Consider the following 19,696-nt stretch of genomic DNA (forward strand, 5'->3'; position numbering starts at 1 on the left):
TGATGCAAACTTGGCATCAGGTCCTTTTTACTATCACTTCTATTGTAGTCGTTCTTGCCAATAGGCTTTTGTATCCGCCTGAAAAACTGGATTATGCGTCGTAACCATCGGCGTTTTAGCCGTTGGTTTCAGTTGAGCCACAATCTCAGTTACCGCCGTAATCCCATCTTGAAAAGCACTTGTTAACAGGCTAATCCCAGCACGATCCGGAATTTGATTGCCAATCACCCAAATATCAGGACGCTTTTCAATCTGTTCTGCGCTTAACTGCCACTGATCAATCGTCTGTAATGAGCGTCGGTAGCCTAGACTAACCACAGCCTGATCAAATGTGATTTGCGTTTGATCCGCTAACGTGATGCTCGTTACTCGTTGATCTTCCTGTTGATAACTTGCAAAAGGCTGGCAGTAATAGTCAATCTGTGGATAAGCGGTTAAGAACACTTTTTCAGCCGCTTCATCCACAAAGGGGCGCTTGGTCGTTAACCACACCACTGATTTAGCAGTCGCTAACAAATGCGGCGCCAATTCCATCAAGTTATACCCAGGGCCAATTAAGACTACCCGTTGGTCTCGATAATCCTCAGGGTTAGCTGGTGCATAATGGACGTTTTCAAAAGTTTGTTCCTCAAACAACCGTAATTGTTTAGGCCGAACCACGCCACCACCCATTGCTAAGATCAAGGTTTGACTATAATACCGATCATCCGGCGTGTCAATTTGGTAATAGTCTTGGTCAGCCAGATATTTAACATCTGTCACTAAAGTTTGGGTGCGCAACGGTGTGTCATAAAAAGCGGCCTGCGCCGTTAGATTCTGAATTAAATCCTGGCCCGTAATATTAGGCATCCCGCCAATGTCGTGAATGACACGCTCCGCATAAGTGGCAACCTTGCCACCAAATTGTTGATCACCTTCCAATAATTGGCCGTTTAAACCGTACAAACCAGCTTGAAAAGCAGCGTATAAACCAGCTGGGCCGCCACCGATAATCGTTGTTTCATAAATGTTAGTCATTGCGGTCGTACTCCTCTCATTTCGTTTTGATCAATAAATAAATAAAGTAAGGGGCGCCGATTAAGGCCACGATAATGCCGGCCGGTATTTCGGCGGTAGGACTCAATAGCTTGCCACAAGTATCGGCAACTAGTAAAAAGCAACTGCCTAAAAGCCCCGTCAATAGTAGTTGATAACGGTGCTGATACCCAATAATTCTGCGGGCAATATGTGGTGTAATCAACCCAATAAAGCCAATCCCACCACTTATTGAGACACTAGCGCCCGCCAAAATCACAGCGGCGCCAATCAAGTACAGCCGTTGCTTTTGAAAATCAACTCCCAATGAACGCATGTTATCGGGGTTTAAAACAAAGGCATCCAAGATTTGGCTCTTACTGAAAATATAAGGCAATGTCAATAACAACCATGGCAACAGCGCCCAGATAAATGGCCAGCTGCTCCCCCAGATACTCCCTGCTAGCCAAGTCATCACAAATTGATAATTATCAGGAGATAACTTCAAGGTCAATAAAACCATTAATGCAGAAAAACAGGTCGAAACTGCGACTCCGGTTAGTAACAGGCGATTGGCCGTAATCCCCACCGACTTTTGATACGCGCCGATCACGATTACTACAGCGCTGACTAACGCACCAATCAAAGCTAATACCGGTAATATAAAAATCTGACTACCTTGATCGGCGGCAAATGTAATAAATAATAAAACCGCAATCCCCGCACCCGAATTAATTCCTAAAAAGCCGGTGTCTGCCAATGGATTTTGCGTCGTACTCTGTAATACTTCACCCGCAATCGCTAACGCAAAGCCCACTAAGATTGCAATAATTATCCGTGGCATTCGAAAATCAACTAAAATTAACGCATCTTGCGCTTGGCCCTGACCAATCAATAATTGGCCGATTGCTTGTGGACCAATCGCTAATTGCCCTGTTTGTAAGCTAATCAAGATCGTTGCAATTAACAAAACCACCAACCCGACGAGCCAACGCCGATAACGTTTTGTCGTCATATTCATGCTTGACTCGCCCCTTTTCTCGCTAGATAAATAAAGAATGGCACGCCAATTAAGGCAATCATAATGCCAAAAGGAATCTCTTGTGGTGGATTAATCGTCCGCGAAATCAAATCCGCTGCCACAACCAGACTGGCCCCTAATAATAACGTGACCGGCATCACCTTACGCACATCGTAACCGACTAGATAACGCGTAATATGCGGCACCATCAAGCCGACAAAAGCGACAGACCCCACTAAGGCCACTGAAATACCCGCTAAAATAATGACACAGATAAAGCCCAATAACCGTACGACACTCGTCTTGCGACCTAAACTTAATACAAGTTCATCGCCTAGTTGTAATAAACGTAGTTGCGGTGCCAAACAGAGGCTTGCCAGCAAGCCAACAATTAACCAAGGACCTAAATGTGTTAATTGCGTCCAAGTAATCGCCGCAACACCCCCAAAATGCCAGAACGCTAAATCCCGTTTAAGCTGGGTCATTAGAGAAAGACCTTCACTTAAAGCAACCAGACAGCTACTAATTGCCATCCCGGCTAAGACTACCGTCGCCGTTTTTTGCGTTTTTTTAGCCAGACTGATCGCTAAGATCAAGCAGGCCGACAATGCGGCGCCAATTAAAGCAAAAATAGCAGTTTGTTGCGGTGTCGCTTTAGGTAACATGATAAAGCTGATCGTTAACATGAACCCTGCACCTGCGTTAATGCCTAATAAGCCAGAATCGGCTAATGGATTTTGCGTTAGTTCCTGCATAATCAGCCCACTGCCGGCTAAACTAGCGCCAATTAAAGCGGCACCTAAAACCCGGGGCAACCGAATTTCATGAATCACGGCTTGTTGTAATTGACTCGCATGATAATCGAAGACCGCATGATAGACCGTCGCCATCGTTGTTTGCGCCGCACCATAGCGAATGCTGACAATCATCAAAATAACTAACAGAATCAAACTAATCACTAAAGAGAAGCCAAATTTTTTATTCATCATGTTCCTGTTCCCCTTCTGTCCAGCGATCATAAGTTAGGATTAGGGGCCGCCCGTCATGTTCGATTAACGTCGCATCAATGTTAAAGATGTGTCGTAAATTATCACGCGTCATCACCTCGTTGACTGTCCCACTGGCCTGTAGTTGACCATCTTTTAGGGCAATCAACTGATCTGAAAAGCGGGCCGCATGGTTTAAATCGTGCAATGCCATAATAATGGTGCGGCCTTCAATCTGATTTAATTCTTGAATCAATAACATGATTTCTAATTGGTGGGTCAAATCTAAATAAGTCGTTGGTTCATCTAATATTAAAATATCCGTATCTTGCGCCAAGGCCATCGCAATCCAAGCACGTTGGCGTTGTCCGCCTGATAAGGTGCTCAAGAGACGGTCTCTAAATTGATTAAGCCCCGTTCGTTCAATGGCCCACTCAATTTTTTCTTTATCGATTGCTGACAAGGGCCTGAATTGTTGGCGGTAAGGCAGCCGTCCAAACGAGACTAAATCAAAGACAGACAAATCGGTCGTTAATTCCCCAACCTGCGGTAATAACGCCATTTCTTGAGCCATCTCTTTAGGCGTCTTAGTCGCTAGCGCCTGATCTGCCAGCAGAACCGTCCCTGAAGACGGTTTCAACAAATGAGCCAACGTTCGAATCAAAGTTGACTTACCACTCCCGTTAGGCCCGATTAAGGTTGTAATCTGACCTTGAGGAATTTGAATTGATAAATCCTGAATAATTAAGCGCCGATTATAACCGACACTGACCTGTTGTGTTTCTAAAATTGCCATAATTCCGCTCACCTTTCGCCCGATTAACGGCTCTTACATATTATAAGAAAACATTTCTCAGATAACAATCTTATATGAGAAAACAATATCAAAATTCCGAAACAACTTGACAGTTGCACTATAATCATTCGATAATGAGAATAGTTCTCAATTATATTTTTTGGAGGAAACTCATGAAAAAGTCAAGTCGTTTTATTGCCATTTTAGGATTAACGTCATTAATCATCTTAGCTGGTTGCCAAGCCAAAACAGCCACTAAGAAACAAACTCGAACCATAACCGATAGTATGGACCATAAGGTAAGCGTTCCCACACATCCCAAACGTGTCATTGGTTCATATCTAGAAGATTATCTTGTATCATTGGATATCAAACCGGTTGTCCAATGGTCCGTCAAAAACGGGACCAGTCGCCAAGACTACCTTGCAAAATACTTAAAAGATGTCCCCACTATCAACTACGATTTACCATTTGAAGCAGTTGCCAAAGCCAAACCCGATCTGATTTTAGTGGGTGACAACAGCGCCGTTCAAGGTGGTAAATATGCCCAATACAACAAACTAGCACCGACTTACGTTGTCAAAAATGGCGCCAAAGTCAACTGGCGCACCCAATTAAAAGATGTTGCTAAAGCTGTTAACAAAGAAGATAAGGGCCAAGCCGTTTTAAAAGACTATAACCAAAAATTAGCCAACGCCAAGAAAACTATCCAAACAAAAGCGCCTAATAAATCAGCCGCTGTTTTATGGGTCACAAATAACTCAGCCTTCATGGTCAACGATCACGCCGCAAGTGGCGCACTTCTCTATCAAGACCTCGGTTTAAAAGAACCTGAGTTGGTAAAAACAATTTCTAAAAACGCAACCGCTGACTGGATGCCCGTTTCTTTAGAAAAACTAACTGAACTGGACGCCGACTATATTTTCCTAGTTAATAGCGACCGTGGGGCTGCTATGTTCAAGGAACCAATTTGGCAAAACGTCAAAGCCGTTAAGAATAAGCAACTCTACAGCTATGACAAATCATCAAGCTGGATGTACAAAGGTCCAATCGCATACGAAGAAATGATTCAATCCGTACTGAAGGTCATTAAATAATAAGTGTGACTTCAACTGGGTGATTTTGAGCATTTGCTCAACTTGGTGAATTAGCGATGCAATCGCTAGTTTGACAAGTGTTGCAAAGCACAGAAATCAGGTTGAATGAACACGTTATAATAAGTGTGACTAAAGCAACTAAAAAAGCGTACAGACAATTGTCTGTACGCTTTTTTTGTTTATTCTTCAAAATCTTGTACTTGATTACCAGCAACATCTTGCCATGAACGATCTAAGTAGTCATCTGATATTTTGTATGAAACCTTACCAGCCTTCTTAGTTGCCATGAATGGTTGGACATGTTGGTCAACCTTCAACCAACCACGCCAGCCTAAATGAATCGTATCTTGCATGAAGTAATCTTCATTACCATCTTTGGTCATATCAACAATATTGTTAAAGCCTTGTGATTTCAATTGATAAGAAATCTTTGTCGAGAAATTATTTAACATGTCTTGTGACAAGCCCGTATAAGATGCCCACCGTGCGTTAACAGGTGGAATGATGAATTGCACTGCCATCTTGTGTTGTGCGAAGAAATCGAGCATTAACTGGAAGTCAGAAAATTCTGGTGAACTTTCATAGTTAAAGTTACTTTGTTCGCCCTTCAATTTCGCTTGATTTGGTAAAATCCGTTGTTCATAAAATTTCTTTTGAATCCCAAATGGATTACCGGCAGTTGCTTTGCGACCAAGTGTTGTCGCAACTTGATCAAGTGTTTGTAAGTCTTGTTGATCCGGTAAGACTTTCAAGCCTTTGGCCAATTCTTTTTCACGACCGTGAATAAACAATTGACTGAAGAGTTGATCTTGATGTTGCAAGCCTGGGCGCTTAATGTTGTTAATATACACTTTTTGTACCGTTGTTAGCGGTAATCCCAAAGCCTTGTTCTTTAATGCATCCCGCATTACCCCACTGGTTGTATCACTTGTTAAATCTAGAATTCGTTTAGCTGCATACCGCGTTGCTGCTGAATCCTTAGCATGAACTAAGAAGTACGATGTTTGCAGTGGTGAATAGAAGAAATCAAACATTTCTGATTTAACCCCTCGTGGTACAAACCATTGTGGCGAAATAATCACGACCGCTTTCTTACCCGTTAGGTGTTGTCCTGTCGCTTGAAGGGATAAGAAATGTGTTAACGACTGTGTGCCTGGTGCACCAATTAAGAACGGCTTATTTTTCCAATTATACTTCTCAGCCATGACGGATGGATGTAATGGATCCATTCGTGATAACTCAGAAGAACCGATAACGGGAATATAATCCGCATTAAACGCAGCATCCTTGATGGCTTCACCTTTAATCACATTAGATGACATTGATGTCGCCGCCGTTGATAAAGTCTTGGCACTTGGATGGCTAAAGCGAAATGGTGATAATAATAACGCGCCTAAGCACGCACCGGCAATTAACACTGGCCCAAAAATCAGCCACAATTTCTTAAACATCTTATTGCAATTCCTTTGCTTTGGCGATGATTTTGTTTGGTGTTGCCCATTCGTTACGATCAAATTCTGAAACTGGTACGTCGATGTCTAATTGACCTTGTAATTCAAGTAATAATTGAACAGTGGCCATTGAATCTAATGTGCCTGTTTCAAATAAATCCATATCCATATCATCTTTAATATCATCGTTACCTGTTAAATCTGCCAAAATTTCTACTACTGTGTTTTCTACATCCATGATTAAAACGCTCCTTCAATTGTTTGGTCTTAATGGAACCAGAGTCGGTCCAAGAAGCCTGAGAAAATTAAAAAACTTAAACATACTGTGTTAAATGTTGCAAAGATAGCTAGATAATTAGTCCACCGATTGCTGATAATGTGCTCCTTGTGTTTCTTCTTAAAGCGCAACCAGACATCTGTTAGGATAATCCAAATCGCATGGAATAAACCGTAAGCGATGTAATACCAGGTTAAGCCATGCCAGAAGCCCATCAATAAGAATAACGTTAAATAGCCAAGGTTGGCGATTAATACTTTACTCTTAGTAATTTTATGCTTCATCAAGAAGAACATGAGCCGCATGTAGATGTAATCTCTAAACCAAAATGATAACGTCATATGCCATCTATTCCAGAATTCCTTGATGTTTGGTGACGAGAATGGTTTGTTAAAGTTGATTGGTGTTTCAATCCCCATCACATAACTCGTCCCAACTGCGAATAAACTGTAACCCGCAAAATCAAAGAATAAATACATACTATAGACATACATATAACCCACAAGGCCCCATGAAATATCTAAGAAACCACCGCGACTTGCCATGGCCAGGTGCGCCATTCTTGGCAATAACAAGGTTCCAAATGCATAACCTAAGATAAACTTATACACAAAACCTAACATGAAATTGTGCATTGCTTTCCCTAACATGTCAATATAGTGATCACGTTCAGGTACTTTTAGATAATCCTTCTTAAAGCGCCGATAACGATCAATCGGACCGGATGAGATGGTTGGGAAGAATAACATGAATTGTAAGAACAACCATGGTTCAAACTTCTTAATACTCCCATCACGGGTTTCCATAATCATACCAACAGCTTTGAAGGTTAAATAACTAATCCCTAAGAAACCAATAATCGAATTCCGTCCTGGATTTAAAAATGGCACGAATTTAACAATGACTAGCGGCATGATGGCCAGGACAACCGCCAAGTCGAACAATGCTGTATTATTACGTTTTTGGCGATACACGGTGTAGCCCCAAATAAGGGCCCCTTCGAATATCACGTAGCCGATTAAAGCTAACCCTTGATTAATCTTATCACCGTCAAAGATTAAGACCAAAAAGAGCAGTGAAACAAGTGTTTCATAGATGTGCCACCGTTTACCATTTAAAAAGCCAATGATTAGCGGCACTAACGCAATTCCTAAAATAATGAAGTAATTAGGATTGGCGTATGGTTGTAAATTAGGCATTCCCGTTTACCTCTTTAATCAACGCTTTACGATCAACCTTACCATTGACGGATAATGGTAAACTTTCTGGATAGACGAAACGTTGGGGAATCATGTAGGCCATTGTGTTTTCAGCAAGGGCTGCTTTTAACGTTTTTGTTAATGTCGCATCCCCCACTTGGCCTTCAGCTGGCACGACGTAAGCAATTAATTGCGTTACTTGATGCGCCTTGTTGTAACGAGGGACCGTGCAAGCTTGTTTCACTTGTGCTAGTTGCCCTAAATGATGATCGATTTCTTCTAGTTCGATCCGATAACCATGCATCTTAACTTGAAAATCAGTCCGCCCTTTGTAGAAGATTAATTGATTGTCATCGGCAACCACTAAGTCTCCTGAATGATAGAAACGTTGGCCATCTTTTTCGAAAAAGGCAGCATTCGTTTTTTCAGGATTATTTAAGTAGCCTTTAGAAACACTAGGGCCACTAATCAATAATTCACCAGGTTGGCCAGATGCGACTTCGTTGTTTTGTTCATCAACCACAACCGTCTGCGTGTCAGCCTTTGTATAACCAATTGGTAACCGATCATACTGTGCTAAAATATCAGCGGTAATTTCGATGCTGGTCATCGCGACCGTTGCTTCTGTTGGCCCGTAAGTATTAAACACCTTAGCACTTGGGAAGCGTTCGAGTAATTTTTCAGCCGTTTGGTGCGTTAATTCTTCACCACAGAAGACGAATTCACGAAGTTCTGGGTAATGTTCGCTATCAAACGTTGGTGCGAGTAAACAGATTTCAACAAATGATGGTGTTGAAACCCATTCGTTGACCTTCAAGGTTGGTAATACTTCGAATAAAGTCTTGAAGTTATCCGTAATTTCTTTTTCTAAGATCACTAATGTTGCGCCTGAACAAAGGCCTGGATAAAGGTTCATGACTGATAAGTCAAATGAGTATGGGGCCTGAATTAAGACCCGACTGTTATCAGCAACCCCAAAGGCTGGGTTCGCCCAGTCGACGAAACTCAAGAGGTTATTTTCACTAATTTGGACCCCTTTTGGTAAGCCAGTTGTCCCAGAAGTGAAAATGATATAGAAGTTATCATCACCTTGAACGCTTTGTTGGGCGTCATAATCCGTTGCGCCATTTGCCACAACATCCGCTAATACATCAGCTTGAAAGACCGGCATATCAACATCGATTTGGCTAGCTGGCGCCCATGATAGAACCGCCGCTGGTTTGGCAACAGATTCAATTTGTTGAATCCGTTCTGCATCTGAGTGTTGTTCAACCGGAATGTAGGCGTGGCCCGCTTTAACAGCGCCTAAGAATGTGGCCACCATTTCGAATTGTTGGCCACCAAAAACAATCACAGGGGCGCCCTTAGGTAACGCTTGTGCTTGAATAAACGCCGCGATTCGATCGGATGCGACTTTTAAGTCTGCATATGAATACTGCGTCTGGCCGTATTGATACGCTACTGTTTGCGGTTGTTCAATCGCAATTGTATCAATTTTTTGAATAATGCTATTTGTCATCACCGTTACGCTCCTTCATTAAACTAAAATTCATTATAAATAAATTTAGGGCTACCAATACCACTGTAATCGTATAGGTAGAGTAAAATTAAGAGAATTACAAAATATATAATTGTTCTGCCAATGAAATTGACAACTGGTTTTTGCCAAAAATTAAGGATTTTCTGTCCCATTTTCACCATTTCTTTCTCTTTTTCTGTTTGGTCTGCTATATTACCTTATTAAAGGTACCACACCGATTTAATAACCACCACTAACATTTTTGTCACACATTATTGAGGACTAAAAAAGGACCTGGTAAAGAAATTCTCTCCCTGGTCCTTCAGTTGTTAGAGACGCTTTTCAACGCATGCTTACAATCGTCGTTGTGCTCTAATCAGTATATTTAGCTAATGTTTCCGTTAATTGTTCCTTATTGTGGAAGCCAGTAATTGTTTCGACAACTTGCCCGTCTTTTTTAACGAGCAATGTTGGAATAGCCATGATCCCAAATTTAGCTGGGGTATCAGGGTTGGCATCCACATCCATCTTTGTGAATTTAACCTTATCATTTGTTTGTGCTAACTCTTCAATGACAGGTGATTGCATCCGACAAGGACCACACCAAGTAGCCCAAAAGTCTGTTAAAACAACACCTTGGCTTGTTTCTGCTTCAAAATCTTTATCCGTTAAAACATCTACCATATCCGCACCTCCTATAATCAGTTGTGTAAAACCGATTGCTTACTTTTAGTCTACACTTTTGACCGCCAAAAAACAATTAAAAAAACTCAAAAGCCGGCATTACCAATGCACTAGCTTCTGAGTTTTTAATTTCAAGACCTTACTTAAACGTCACAATGGTTGCACCATTCCCACCAGCATTAGCGGGTGCATATTCGTACTTCTTCACTTGACGGTTAGCTTGGAGGTATTCTTGAACCCCTTGGCGAATCGCGCCAGTCCCTTTACCATGGACAATCGTGACTTGTTGATAATTAGCTAATAGCGCCGCATCAATGTATTGATCCACTTCGGCCATTGCTTCTTCATAGCGTTTGCCTCGTAAATCCAATTGTGCTTTAACGTGGCGTGCGCCACCGCTATTAACGGTTGTTACATGGCGTTGTGGTCGGTTATCTTCAACGACTTTTTGCTTTTCTAAATCGTCGTTGGCAATCTTCATCTTGATGATACCCATTTGGACTTCCCAATTTTTCGAATCGACTTGGCGAATTAAAGTGCCTCGTTGGCCGTAGGATGTGACCAATACATCATCCCCAACTTTAAGCGTTTGACGCCGCTTAGCCCGTTGAAGTACTTTATTTTTCTTTAAGGTTGTTTCTTGATGTAATTGCCCTAATTCAGCTTTGGCATCGATTAATTGATTTTCCTTAATCTGTGCGCCTTGATTCATCTGCATATCACGCAATTTAGTGATGACTTTATCCGCTTTGACTTCAGCTTTTTCGACAATCGCATTTGCTTTTTCTTTGGCCTTCGTCATTTCGGTTTCACGGTCTTCAAAGAATTGTTGATAAGCTGTTGAGAGTTGTTGATGTAGATCCGTCGCTTCCGTCAATTCATGACGTAGTGCTTGGTATTCTGTTTCAGCCGCTTTACGTTGATTTTCAAGATCGGTAATCATATTGTTCAAATCTTGGCTTTCATCGTTCATTAACTGTTTGGCTTGAGCGACGATTGAATTTGGTAAGCCTAGGCGCGTTGAAATATCAAACGCATTACTCCGACCAGGTACCCCGATTAAAAGACGGTACGTTGGCTGTAAAGTCGCCACATCAAATTCCATGCTGGCATTAATGGTTTGTGGTCGATTGTAGCCATAAATCTTCAATTCAGGATAATGGGTTGACGCCACCACATTGGCTCCGACAATCCCGATTTGATCCAAGATGGCAATCGCTAAAGCAGCCCCTTCTTGCGGATCAGTCCCGGCACCTAATTCATCTAATAGCACCAAACTCCGATCATCAATCTGTTTGAGAATCTGAATGATATTTTCCATGTGTGCTGAGAAAGTACTCAAGTTTTGTTCGATTGATTGTTCGTCACCAATATCAGCAAAGATATCTGAGAAGACACCAACTTGGCTTTCTTCACGCGCCGTAATAAACAAGCCGGATTGAGCCATCACTTGGACTAAGCCCAGTGTTTTCAACGTGATGGTTTTCCCACCCGTATTCGGACCAGTCACCACAATCGCTTGATAATCGGCACCGATTGCAATGTCATTGGCCACAACTTTAGTTGCATCAATTAAAGGATGGCGCGCTTGTTTTAAATCGACATGGTTTTCCGCATTGATTAAAGGTTCCGTTGCTTTTAGAGCTTTCGCAAGTTGGGCCTTAGCATTTACGAAATCAAGTTGACCCAATAATTCAGCATTCGCTAAAATATTGTGACGTTCCGGCATGATGGCTTCTGATAATTCCGCCAAAATCCGTTCGATTTCTTGTTGTTCTTCAATTTGTAATTGGCGCAAACGGTTATTTAATTCCATAATCGCTTGGGGTTCCATGAATAAGGTTTGACCACTGGCACTTTGATCATGCACCACCCCACCGAATTGGCCGCGGTATTCTTGTTTAACAGGAATCACGTAGCGGTCATTACGGATCGTCACGATCGGATCACTTAAATATTTAGCTTTGGCACCGTGTGTGTAGCTGGCCATCCGACTTCTAATCTGGCCTTCTAGTTGCTTCAAGCCCGTTCGTAAGCCGCGTAACTTGGTTGAAGCAGTATCTAAAATGGCACCATCATCAGCCACCGAGCTTCTAATTCGTTCGGTTAATTGCGGTAGCGTGACAAATTGCGCCACCAATTCAGGTAAGGCTTTTAATTCAAGTTCGTCTTTTTCTAAATCCTCAAAGAAACGAACCACGGCAGATGTTGCACGTAAAACGCGCCCGATTTGAGCGAGTTCACTACCATTTAACATCGCACCGATTTCAATCCGTTTTAAATGTGGTCTGATATTTTCCAGTTGGGGCAATGGAATGCCACCTTTTAACCGTTCGATATCAACACCATCTTTGGTTTGGTTTAAGCGAATCTGAATCAGATCGGCTTCATTAATCGGTTCTAAAGTTGCAATTTGTTCTTGACCAAACGCTGTAATCGCGTATCCTTGCAACATTTGTTTAATTTTATCGTACTCTAATGTTTTTAATATTTTATGATTCATTTCTGTTAACTCCTTCTAAAAAAGGGGCGACCTTCGTCAGCCCCTTACAACTATGTTAACCAACTATCCACCATTGTGTCACAAGTGAAGTTAATAGCGGCGTTTTAAGCACCATCATCTTAGCGAGCCACGAGTGGGCCAACATGGTCTGTAACCCGTCAACTGGGACCAAGGCCAAGACATATAACACTAAGAAAATGCCAATATAGACAACGATGAAATTTAAGATACCACCTAAAACTTTATTAAAGCGACTGAAAACGTACATAAACGTTAACGAATTCAGCAACAAGCCAATAAAGCGGATAATCAAGCCACTGATAAACATGATTAGCACAAAGGCCACGCCGATATAAAAGGCTTTATCGAGTGATAACCCCACCTTCTGTTGGAAAAAGGCAAAGTAACTTTCTTCTGTTGCCGATGGATACGGCACTAACAAATTCAATTTAGGTCCGAGTGTCTGACTCAATGGAACCGCAATCCAAAAGGCGATAAAATAACCAATTGCATAAACGACCTGTAAGACAATTCCCCGGCGCATCCCAGTATAAACCGCATGTAACAACATTAAGATAATAATTAGACTTAGCATAATTTCCCCTTAACCGCGCTTTTAATTTGATATGATTCATCACTATCAGGCCAACCAGTTATTTCTGGTAACCTGCTTCAGATCTCGCAAATAAAATTTGCTACTTCAACTGAACTATTTTATCATGAAATAAGGAGAAGTAGCAATTTTACCATTAATATCTTATTTTACCATTCATTAAGGAGGATGGCGCATGCAAGCTGTGATTAAATTGACCCCAGCGCAATTAAAAGCAATTCAACAAACTTATCCGTCCAACCGTCCCCTACCACCTGGTGCTGTTTTTGCCCACCGTGGCAACGGTTTGAACGTTACCGGCTATCGCTCCGGCAAAGTCCTTTTTCAAGGCGCAACAGCCGAAGCAGCAGCCGCTAAATGGGGCCCACTAGCACCTGCCAAGAAAAACAAGGCTACTAAGGGGTCTGCTAAAGGTGACACACTACCACCCGATTTTGCTAACTGGTCGGTTATCGGCTCAGATGAAGTTGGTAATGGCAGTTACTTTGGCCCACTGACGATTGCCGCCGTCTATGTCAGTCAGGAAAATCTCAGCTTTGTCCGCAATTTAGGCGTTGCTGATTCAAAAACATTAACTGACGCTCAGATTGATCAGATGGCAATTAAAATGATGACCAAACTCCCTTATCATATCGTCAATATCATGCCGCAAAAGTATAACCAAGTTCACGAACAAATGAATATCGAAAAAATGAAGGCGGTCAGCCATAACTTCGCCCTCTTAAAAGTTTTAAAAAAAATCCAACCTGATCAGCCCCAAGGCATTTTAATCGATCAATTCGAACCCCGTGCCACCTACTATCGTTATTTAAAAGACGAACCGGTGGTATTACGAGATAACGTCTACTTTACAACTAAAGCGGAACAGTTTCATCTAGCGGTTGCGGCAGCTTCTATTATTGCCCGCCATCAAGCTAACCTATCAATGATTGAACTTTCCAAACGCGCTGGACGCGACATACCAGTCGGTGCACACAAATCGATCGACAAAATTGCGGCTGATTTATTGGACCAAGGCGGTTTAGAATACCTAGGCCAATTTGCTAAATTGCATTTTATTAACACCAAAAAAGCACAGGCTTTACGCTCATAATGATAATAGGGACCAAGACGATTTAGCGTCTTGATCCCTATTTTTTTATAGCATAGCCTCATTAAAACGTGCCTCCCAAGCTAGATTTCTGCGCTTAGCGCCGGTTGTCAGATTAGCGATATAATCGCTAATCCGACAACCTATGCTAATGCTCAAAATCTGATCAAGCTTGAGCGGTCACTCTAACAAAACGTGCCATACTAACCTGATTCCTGTGGTTAGCACGTCAGTCAAATAATCGTCGTAGCGATTATTTACCTGGCTAAGCTAATCCTCGGAATCACCCGGTTGGTATGGCACTCTGTTTTATTGCATATTGTCGTCTGCTAAGAATGTGTTTAGGACTTCTTCTACCATTTCCCATTCTTCATCATCTTCGATTGGGAAGAGATCACCTTGGCTGGCGTCTCCTGCAACGTCTGATGTGAATGCGAAAGCTTGGATGTCGACTTCTTCGTCTTCAGCTGAGCTTGCTGGGTATAATAGGACATATGATTTACCGTAATCTTCAGAATCAAAAGTAAAGAGCACTTGGTATAATTCTTCGTTACCTTGATCATCGATTAAAGTAATTTCTTGTTCTGCTTCTTGGTGGATGTTCTTATTTGTTTCAGTCATTCATCAAAACCCCTTAATATTTAATTATCAAATTCATTAACTGGTTGCTTTAATACCCTTGTTTTGTCAAAGGGCCCTTAGCGTCCAAATAATTCTGCAAAATCATTACCGCAGCAAGTTTATCAATCACTTGCTTACGCTTTTTCCGTGAGGTGTCAGCCTGTTCAACTAACATCCGTTCAGCCTGAACAGTTGTTAGTCGTTCATCAATATAATCAACTGGGATCTCTGGGAATAACTCGGTTAACATTGCACCGTATTCCTGTGCCTTAACCGCCCGGGGGCCGATTGAATTATTCATGTTCTTAGGTAACCCCAAGACAAAGCCCGTTACTTGGTGCTGTGCAACGAGTTCCTTCACTCGGTCTAAACCAAATTCAGATTCATCTTCATTAATTCTAATGATTTCAACACCTTGGGCGGTCCAACCAAATAAATCGCTCACAGCAATACCGACGGTTCTTGAACCGACATCAAATCCCATTAAGCGCATTATTTAGTATTCCCCTTATCAAGATAGTTCTTCACGAGTTCTTCGATAATCTCATCTCGTTCGTGCTTACGAATTAAGTTACGAGCGTCGTTATAGCGTGGAATGTAAGCAGGATCCCCTGATAGCAGGTAGCCGACAATCTGGTTAATTGGATTATAGCCCTTATCTTCTAAAGTTTGATAGACCGTTACCAATGTTTCATGCACATTCTTAGGACTATTCTTACCAAAATCAAAATGGACTGTTTTATCTAGATTCATCTCTCAACACCTCAACTTTTCGCTACTTATACAACCATATTCTACTCGAAAATCAGTAAAAGTACAACTCGCATCACTCGGTTGTCATAATGCTGAACATCCACTATACCACAATTCAAACCAAACGTGCTGTTTTCTGCAAAAAAATAAAGTTGATTAAAAATAATCAACTTTATTTTTTATCTATTAAGCTAAGAACTCTTTAGCAGCTGCCAAGGCATCTGGAATACCAGCTGGATTTTTACCACCAGCTTGGGCCATATCTGGACGGCCACCACCACCGCCACCAACAAGTGGGGCGATTTGTTTGATTAAGTCACCAGCTTTAATCCCGGCTTTAATCGCATCAGGTGCGACTGCCACAATCAAACTAACCTTGTCACCCGCAACAGTTGCGAGCACTAAGACGTCTGAAATTTGTTTTTGTTGCCATTGATCCGCTAATTGCCGTAATTCATTCATCCCGGCAACCTTTGCATCAGCAGCCACTAAGCGCCATTGACCTGCTTGAACAACATTTTCAAAAACATTGCCTGCTTGTTCTTGCGCAAATTTAGCTTTTAATTGTTCATTTTCTTTTTGTTCTGCTTTTAAATCAGCTTGTAATTGTTGAATCTTCTTAGGAAGATCCTTTGTTTGTGCAACTTTTAATTCACTAGCTAATTCATTTAAAAGCACTTGTTTGTCATTTAAATATTTAAAGGCTGCCTTAGAAGTAACGGCTTCAATCCGACGTGTGCCAGCCCCAATACCTGATTCACTGGTAATCTTGAACAAGCCAAGATCTGAGGTGTTATTAGCATGTGTCCCACCACAAAGTTCCATTGAGTAATCCCCAATTTGAACAACACGAACTGTTTTACCATATTTTTCAGTAAAGAGCGCGATGGCCCCCATTTGTTTAGCCGTTTCAATATCGGTTTCAACCGTATTAACTGGAAGAGCTGCCCAAATCTTATCGTTTACGATTTGTTCCACTTCAGCTAATTGGTCTGGCGTCACTTGGCCCAAGTTAGTGAAATCAAAACGTAAGTAATCAGGTTCCACTAATGAACCAGCTTGATGGGTATGTTCGCCTAAGACATCTCTTAATGCTTGATCCAATAAATGGGTTGCCGTATGGTTCTTAACAACGCCGCCTCTGAAGGTTGGATCAACAGATAAGGTATAGTGGACGCCACTGATCATTTCTTTTAACACTTTAACAGTGTGTAAAGGTTGGCCATTTGGTGCGTATTGAACGTCTGTCACTTCAGCAACCACTTGACCGGCAAGGTTCTTGATAATCCCTTGATCAGCCACTTGGCCCCCCATTTCAGCGTAAAACGGTGTTGCTTCAAAGACTAATTGCGCAACGCCGGTTGTAACACTTTCTTGTTCAGCATTATCTTGAATGATATCTGCTAGACGACTTTCAGTTTCTAATTCGCTGTAACCTGTGAATTCACTCTTAGTCTTGATGTTTAATAAGACTTCGTTTTGTGAGCCCATTGATTGTTCATCGCTCCGTGCATTACGAGCACGTGCTTTTTGAGCAGCCATTTCCTTTTCAAAACCAGCTTGATCAACGGTTAAACCTTCATCTTCAGCATATTCAGTTGTTAATTCGATTGGGAAACCAAATGTATCAAATAGTTTGAAAGCATCTGCGCCGTTAATTTCAGTTTCGTTTTCAGCTTTAACGGCTTCGATTGTTTGGTTTAATAAGCGTAACCCATCATTTAAAGTTTCGCGGAAACGATCTTCTTCAGAACGAATTACTTTTTCAATGAAGTCTTTTTGTTCTAGGACGTCTGGGTAATAGCTGTGCATAATTTCGCCAACGATTGGGACTAATTTGTACATGAAAGCGTCGTTGATGCCTAACTTCTTACCGTTTAAGATGGCCCGACGGATTAAACGACGAAGCACATAACCGCGTCCTTCGTTAGCTGGCATTGCGCCATCGCCAATCGCAAAGGTAACTGCCCGTGCATGATCGGCGATAATCTTAAATGAAATATCGTCAGCGGTATTTTGACCGTATTGTTTATGGTCACTCATTGCAGCTGTGGCTTCAATCAATGGCATAAATAAATCTGTTTCAAAGTTAGTTGGGGCTTCTTGAATCACTGAGACAAGTCGTTCAAGACCCATCCCCGTATCAATATTTTTGTGTGGTTGTTCGACATATTCACCGTTTGGTAAGTGATTAAATTCTGAGAACACGATGTTCCAAACTTCGAGATAACGTTCATTTTCGCCGCCAGGGTAGTTTTCAGGATCGTCTTCACTGACATTGTTGAAGCTTTGACCACGATCGTAGAAAATTTCTGAATCGGGACCACATGGGCCTTCACCGATATCCCAGAAATTATCTTCCACTTCGATAATTCGGTCTTCTGCTAAACCAACTTTTTCGTGCCAGATGCGGTGCGCATCCTTATCCTTAGGATAAACTGTCACGTAAAGTTTTTCAGGATCTAAGCCAATCCACTTGTCGCTTGTTAAGAATTCCCAAGCCCAAGGAATAGCATCTTCTTTAAAATAATCACCAACAGAGAAGTTACCGAGCATTTCGAAGAAGGTATGATGACGGGCAGTCTTACCAACGTTTTCGATATCGTTTGTCCGAATACTCTTTTGTGCATTTGTAATCCGCGGATTATTAGGCACAACACGGCCATCAAAATATTTCTTCAAAGTGGCAACCCCAGAGTTAATCCATAATAAAGTTGGATCTTCGTCTGGAATCAATGAGGCACTTGGTTCAACATCATGCCCTTTTTCTTTAAAAAAGTCTAAAAACATTTGGCGCACTTGGGCGCTTGTGAGTTGTTTCATATCATTCTCTCCTTAAAAAATAAAACACCGCTGCAAATTCAAGGACGCAAAAGCGCGGTACCACCTTGATTGCAACGATGTTAGTCGTTAACCTCTTTATGAGTTTATTCAATTATTTAGGCGTTGGGGAGCGCGTCAATCCGTCGTCAACACCTCTCAGTCAAGGGTGTTGTTCCTGTCGTTCTAATGATTAACGTATATCCCAGCACTTCAAAAGTATAGAAAATAATCCGCCACTTGTCAACTACTCGAGTGCAACAGTGATTGTGCGCCGATAACGCGTCGCAAGATCGGTATTGCCCATCAACGCAGTTGGTACGCCTGATTCATAAAATGGCGAGCTTGGTAACTGACGTTCAAGTTGATAGCGACCACCAGTGACACACGGCCCACCTTTGTAAATAAGTGGATCGGTCGTTAATTCATAAGCCTGCTGGTCGGCCGTAAAATCTAAGCCAAACGAAGCCGCTGATTCAGCCATTGGTTGCGGTAGATGATTGCCACTTGACCATAAAGTGGGCACACCCGCACCTCTTAACCATTCGTACTGATCAACACTGACAAAGTCATAGCCTTGTTGCCGCAATGTTTGTCTGAGTTGTTGTTCCGTGAAAGTCGTTTTCTCAAAAACCTGATAAACTTGTTGGTCTGCCAAAAGCCGTAACACTAAGTGCGCCGTTTCTAACAACGGTGTCTCAGGCTGCGTTCGGTATAACCCATTTTGAATCTCAGCTTGAAAACGGCTGAAGAACAGTTGGTTGCCTGTAAAATGCCGTGTAATTGGTGAATAACGGCCTTGCGCTAACCAGCCACTTGGGACGGATTCTCGCGCCACCAGTAACGCTGGCATATTAACAATCCGACTCGGCGTCGTGAGTTGGTCAACATAAGCATCCACATCCGTTTTATCAGCCCAGAGTTGACCCTCGTTGGCAGCCAGTTGCCGATTGGTTTGTGCAAACCATTCACTCGGTGCCAGCTTATCCGCACCCAATGACCAACCTAAACTAACGGCTGATTGTGCCGGAATGAAGACGAACTGTTCACCAGAAAAACAAGCACTATATGTCTTAAACGTTAATCGACCAGCTTGGACCACTTCCGGTTGAATCCCTTCAATGGCGACAAGTGGGCTGACAAAATACCGTAAAACCTGGCCAAAATTAGCACGCCGGGCTTGTTCCGATAATTGTAACCAATTTGGTAATTGCAAGTCATTTTCATGTACCATGACAACACCTCATTTATA

General features: G+C 42.0%; 19 protein-coding genes. 2 read left to right on the forward strand and 17 right to left on the reverse strand.

The features are described from left to right. Nucleotides 1-39: 39 nt before the first annotated feature. From ACPBEH_RS05525 to ACPBEH_RS05540, 4 genes are read right to left on the reverse strand one after another with little or no spacing between them, the layout of a single operon-like run. Nucleotides 40-1,017 carry an NAD(P)/FAD-dependent oxidoreductase gene (locus ACPBEH_RS05525; RefSeq protein ID WP_424349996.1) on the reverse strand — a complete coding sequence of 326 codons (978 nt, stop codon included), beginning with the start codon at nt 1,015-1,017 and terminating at the stop codon, nt 40-42. Between the two features lie 16 nt (nt 1,018-1,033). Beyond that, entirely contained in the window at nt 1,034-2,035 is a 1,002-nt protein-coding gene (locus tag ACPBEH_RS05530; RefSeq protein WP_424349997.1) for a FecCD family ABC transporter permease, read from the reverse strand. Next, nucleotides 2,032-3,024 (reverse strand): FecCD family ABC transporter permease, encoded by a 993-nt coding sequence (locus ACPBEH_RS05535; RefSeq protein ID WP_424349998.1) that lies wholly within the window; start codon nt 3,022-3,024, stop codon nt 2,032-2,034. The genes ACPBEH_RS05530 and ACPBEH_RS05535 overlap by 4 nt, the downstream gene beginning before the upstream one ends. Next, nucleotides 3,014-3,817 (reverse strand): ABC transporter ATP-binding protein, encoded by an 804-nt coding sequence (locus ACPBEH_RS05540; RefSeq protein ID WP_424349999.1) that lies wholly within the window; start codon nt 3,815-3,817, stop codon nt 3,014-3,016. The genes ACPBEH_RS05535 and ACPBEH_RS05540 overlap by 11 nt, the downstream gene beginning before the upstream one ends. Nucleotides 3,818-3,990: 173 nt before the next feature. On the opposite strand from ACPBEH_RS05540, the gene ACPBEH_RS05545 reads away from it, so the two are divergent. After that, complete coding sequence (locus ACPBEH_RS05545) at nt 3,991-4,914, forward strand: ABC transporter substrate-binding protein (protein ID WP_424350000.1); 924 nt, start codon at nt 3,991-3,993, stop codon at nt 4,912-4,914. A 179-nt stretch (nt 4,915-5,093) separates the two neighbouring features. On the opposite strand, the gene dltD is transcribed toward ACPBEH_RS05545, so the two are convergent. From dltD to ACPBEH_RS05585, 8 genes are all read right to left on the reverse strand, one after another. Then, complete coding sequence (gene dltD, locus ACPBEH_RS05550; RefSeq protein ID WP_424350001.1) at nt 5,094-6,365, reverse strand: D-alanyl-lipoteichoic acid biosynthesis protein DltD; 1,272 nt, start codon at nt 6,363-6,365, stop codon at nt 5,094-5,096. A gap of 1 nt (nt 6,366) precedes the next feature. After that, a complete protein-coding gene (gene dltC / locus ACPBEH_RS05555) occupies nt 6,367-6,603 on the reverse strand; it encodes a D-alanine--poly(phosphoribitol) ligase subunit DltC (protein ID WP_011374106.1) in 237 nt (78 codons plus the stop codon). A gap of 29 nt (nt 6,604-6,632) precedes the next feature. Next, a complete protein-coding gene (gene dltB / locus ACPBEH_RS05560; RefSeq protein WP_424350002.1) occupies nt 6,633-7,841 on the reverse strand; it encodes a D-alanyl-lipoteichoic acid biosynthesis protein DltB in 1,209 nt (402 codons plus the stop codon). Beyond that, nucleotides 7,834-9,360, reverse strand: a complete 1,527-nt coding sequence (dltA, locus tag ACPBEH_RS05565; protein WP_424350003.1) for a D-alanine--poly(phosphoribitol) ligase subunit DltA — start codon at nt 9,358-9,360, stop codon at nt 7,834-7,836. The genes dltB and dltA overlap by 8 nt, the downstream gene beginning before the upstream one ends. Nucleotides 9,361-9,383: 23 nt before the next feature. Beyond that, complete coding sequence (locus ACPBEH_RS05570; RefSeq protein ID WP_371862895.1) at nt 9,384-9,542, reverse strand: teichoic acid D-Ala incorporation-associated protein DltX; 159 nt, start codon at nt 9,540-9,542, stop codon at nt 9,384-9,386. 190 nt (nt 9,543-9,732) lie between these two features. Continuing rightward, nucleotides 9,733-10,044 (reverse strand): thioredoxin, encoded by a 312-nt coding sequence (trxA, locus tag ACPBEH_RS05575; RefSeq protein ID WP_011374103.1) that lies wholly within the window; start codon nt 10,042-10,044, stop codon nt 9,733-9,735. A gap of 139 nt (nt 10,045-10,183) precedes the next feature. Then, nucleotides 10,184-12,547 (reverse strand): endonuclease MutS2, encoded by a 2,364-nt coding sequence (locus ACPBEH_RS05580; RefSeq protein WP_424350004.1) that lies wholly within the window; start codon nt 12,545-12,547, stop codon nt 10,184-10,186. A 55-nt stretch (nt 12,548-12,602) separates the two neighbouring features. Further along, nucleotides 12,603-13,142 carry a CvpA family protein gene (locus ACPBEH_RS05585; RefSeq protein ID WP_424350005.1) on the reverse strand — a complete coding sequence of 180 codons (540 nt, stop codon included), beginning with the start codon at nt 13,140-13,142 and terminating at the stop codon, nt 12,603-12,605. A gap of 193 nt (nt 13,143-13,335) precedes the next feature. Between ACPBEH_RS05585 and rnhC the strand changes: the two genes are divergently transcribed. Further along, the gene (rnhC, locus tag ACPBEH_RS05590) at nt 13,336-14,253 is read left to right on the forward strand and encodes a ribonuclease HIII (protein WP_424350006.1); all 918 of its coding nucleotides are present in this window, start codon (nt 13,336-13,338) and stop codon (nt 14,251-14,253) included. A 306-nt stretch (nt 14,254-14,559) separates the two neighbouring features. On the opposite strand, the gene ACPBEH_RS05595 is transcribed toward rnhC, so the two are convergent. The 5 genes from ACPBEH_RS05595 to ACPBEH_RS05615 all read right to left on the reverse strand — a co-directional run bounded on the left by ACPBEH_RS05595 (nt 14,560) and on the right by ACPBEH_RS05615 (nt 19,678). Beyond that, complete coding sequence (locus tag ACPBEH_RS05595; protein WP_011374099.1) at nt 14,560-14,871, reverse strand: DUF1292 domain-containing protein; 312 nt, start codon at nt 14,869-14,871, stop codon at nt 14,560-14,562. Between the two features lie 49 nt (nt 14,872-14,920). Further along, complete coding sequence (gene ruvX, locus ACPBEH_RS05600; protein ID WP_011374098.1) at nt 14,921-15,364, reverse strand: Holliday junction resolvase RuvX; 444 nt, start codon at nt 15,362-15,364, stop codon at nt 14,921-14,923. Further along, nucleotides 15,364-15,624 (reverse strand): IreB family regulatory phosphoprotein, encoded by a 261-nt coding sequence (locus ACPBEH_RS05605; protein ID WP_011374097.1) that lies wholly within the window; start codon nt 15,622-15,624, stop codon nt 15,364-15,366. Before ACPBEH_RS05605 ends, ruvX begins: the two co-directional genes overlap by 1 nt. A 186-nt stretch (nt 15,625-15,810) precedes the next feature. Continuing rightward, nucleotides 15,811-18,447 (reverse strand): alanine--tRNA ligase, encoded by a 2,637-nt coding sequence (alaS, locus tag ACPBEH_RS05610; protein ID WP_424350007.1) that lies wholly within the window; start codon nt 18,445-18,447, stop codon nt 15,811-15,813. A gap of 244 nt (nt 18,448-18,691) precedes the next feature. Then, a complete protein-coding gene (locus tag ACPBEH_RS05615) occupies nt 18,692-19,678 on the reverse strand; it encodes a hypothetical protein (protein WP_424350008.1) in 987 nt (328 codons plus the stop codon). Nucleotides 19,679-19,696 lie beyond the last annotated feature (18 nt).

The sequence above is a fragment of the Latilactobacillus parasakei genome, assembly GCF_049674265.1.
Taxonomy (GTDB): domain Bacteria; phylum Bacillota; class Bacilli; order Lactobacillales; family Lactobacillaceae; genus Latilactobacillus; species Latilactobacillus sakei.

Bases quoted from the DNA above. Each gene is read 5' to 3' on its own strand.
- trxA (WP_011374103.1), bottom strand. From the start codon at position 10,044: ATGGTAGATGTTTTAACGGATAAAGATTTTGAAGCAGAAACAAGCCAA.
- ACPBEH_RS05595 (WP_011374099.1), bottom strand. From the start codon at position 14,871: ATGACTGAAACAAATAAGAACATCCACCAAGAAGCAGAACAAGAAATT.
- ACPBEH_RS05585 (WP_424350005.1), bottom strand. From the start codon at position 13,142: ATGCTAAGTCTAATTATTATCTTAATGTTGTTACATGCGGTTTATACT.
- ACPBEH_RS05535 (WP_424349998.1), bottom strand. From the start codon at position 3,024: ATGATGAATAAAAAATTTGGCTTCTCTTTAGTGATTAGTTTGATTCTG.
- alaS (WP_424350007.1), bottom strand. From the start codon at position 18,447: ATGAAACAACTCACAAGCGCCCAAGTGCGCCAAATGTTTTTAGACTTT.
- dltB (WP_424350002.1), bottom strand. From the start codon at position 7,841: ATGCCTAATTTACAACCATACGCCAATCCTAATTACTTCATTATTTTA.
- ACPBEH_RS05530 (WP_424349997.1), bottom strand. From the start codon at position 2,035: ATGAATATGACGACAAAACGTTATCGGCGTTGGCTCGTCGGGTTGGTG.
- dltD (WP_424350001.1), bottom strand. From the start codon at position 6,365: ATGTTTAAGAAATTGTGGCTGATTTTTGGGCCAGTGTTAATTGCCGGT.
- ruvX (WP_011374098.1), bottom strand. From the start codon at position 15,364: ATGCGCTTAATGGGATTTGATGTCGGTTCAAGAACCGTCGGTATTGCT.
- ACPBEH_RS05615 (WP_424350008.1), bottom strand. From the start codon at position 19,678: ATGGTACATGAAAATGACTTGCAATTACCAAATTGGTTACAATTATCG.
- ACPBEH_RS05605 (WP_011374097.1), bottom strand. From the start codon at position 15,624: ATGAATCTAGATAAAACAGTCCATTTTGATTTTGGTAAGAATAGTCCT.
- ACPBEH_RS05570 (WP_371862895.1), bottom strand. From the start codon at position 9,542: ATGGTGAAAATGGGACAGAAAATCCTTAATTTTTGGCAAAAACCAGTT.
- rnhC (WP_424350006.1), top strand. From the start codon at position 13,336: ATGCAAGCTGTGATTAAATTGACCCCAGCGCAATTAAAAGCAATTCAA.
- ACPBEH_RS05540 (WP_424349999.1), bottom strand. From the start codon at position 3,817: ATGGCAATTTTAGAAACACAACAGGTCAGTGTCGGTTATAATCGGCGC.
- dltA (WP_424350003.1), bottom strand. From the start codon at position 9,360: ATGACAAATAGCATTATTCAAAAAATTGATACAATTGCGATTGAACAA.
- ACPBEH_RS05580 (WP_424350004.1), bottom strand. From the start codon at position 12,547: ATGAATCATAAAATATTAAAAACATTAGAGTACGATAAAATTAAACAA.
- ACPBEH_RS05545 (WP_424350000.1), top strand. From the start codon at position 3,991: ATGAAAAAGTCAAGTCGTTTTATTGCCATTTTAGGATTAACGTCATTA.
- ACPBEH_RS05525 (WP_424349996.1), bottom strand. From the start codon at position 1,017: ATGACTAACATTTATGAAACAACGATTATCGGTGGCGGCCCAGCTGGT.
- dltC (WP_011374106.1), bottom strand. From the start codon at position 6,603: ATGGATGTAGAAAACACAGTAGTAGAAATTTTGGCAGATTTAACAGGT.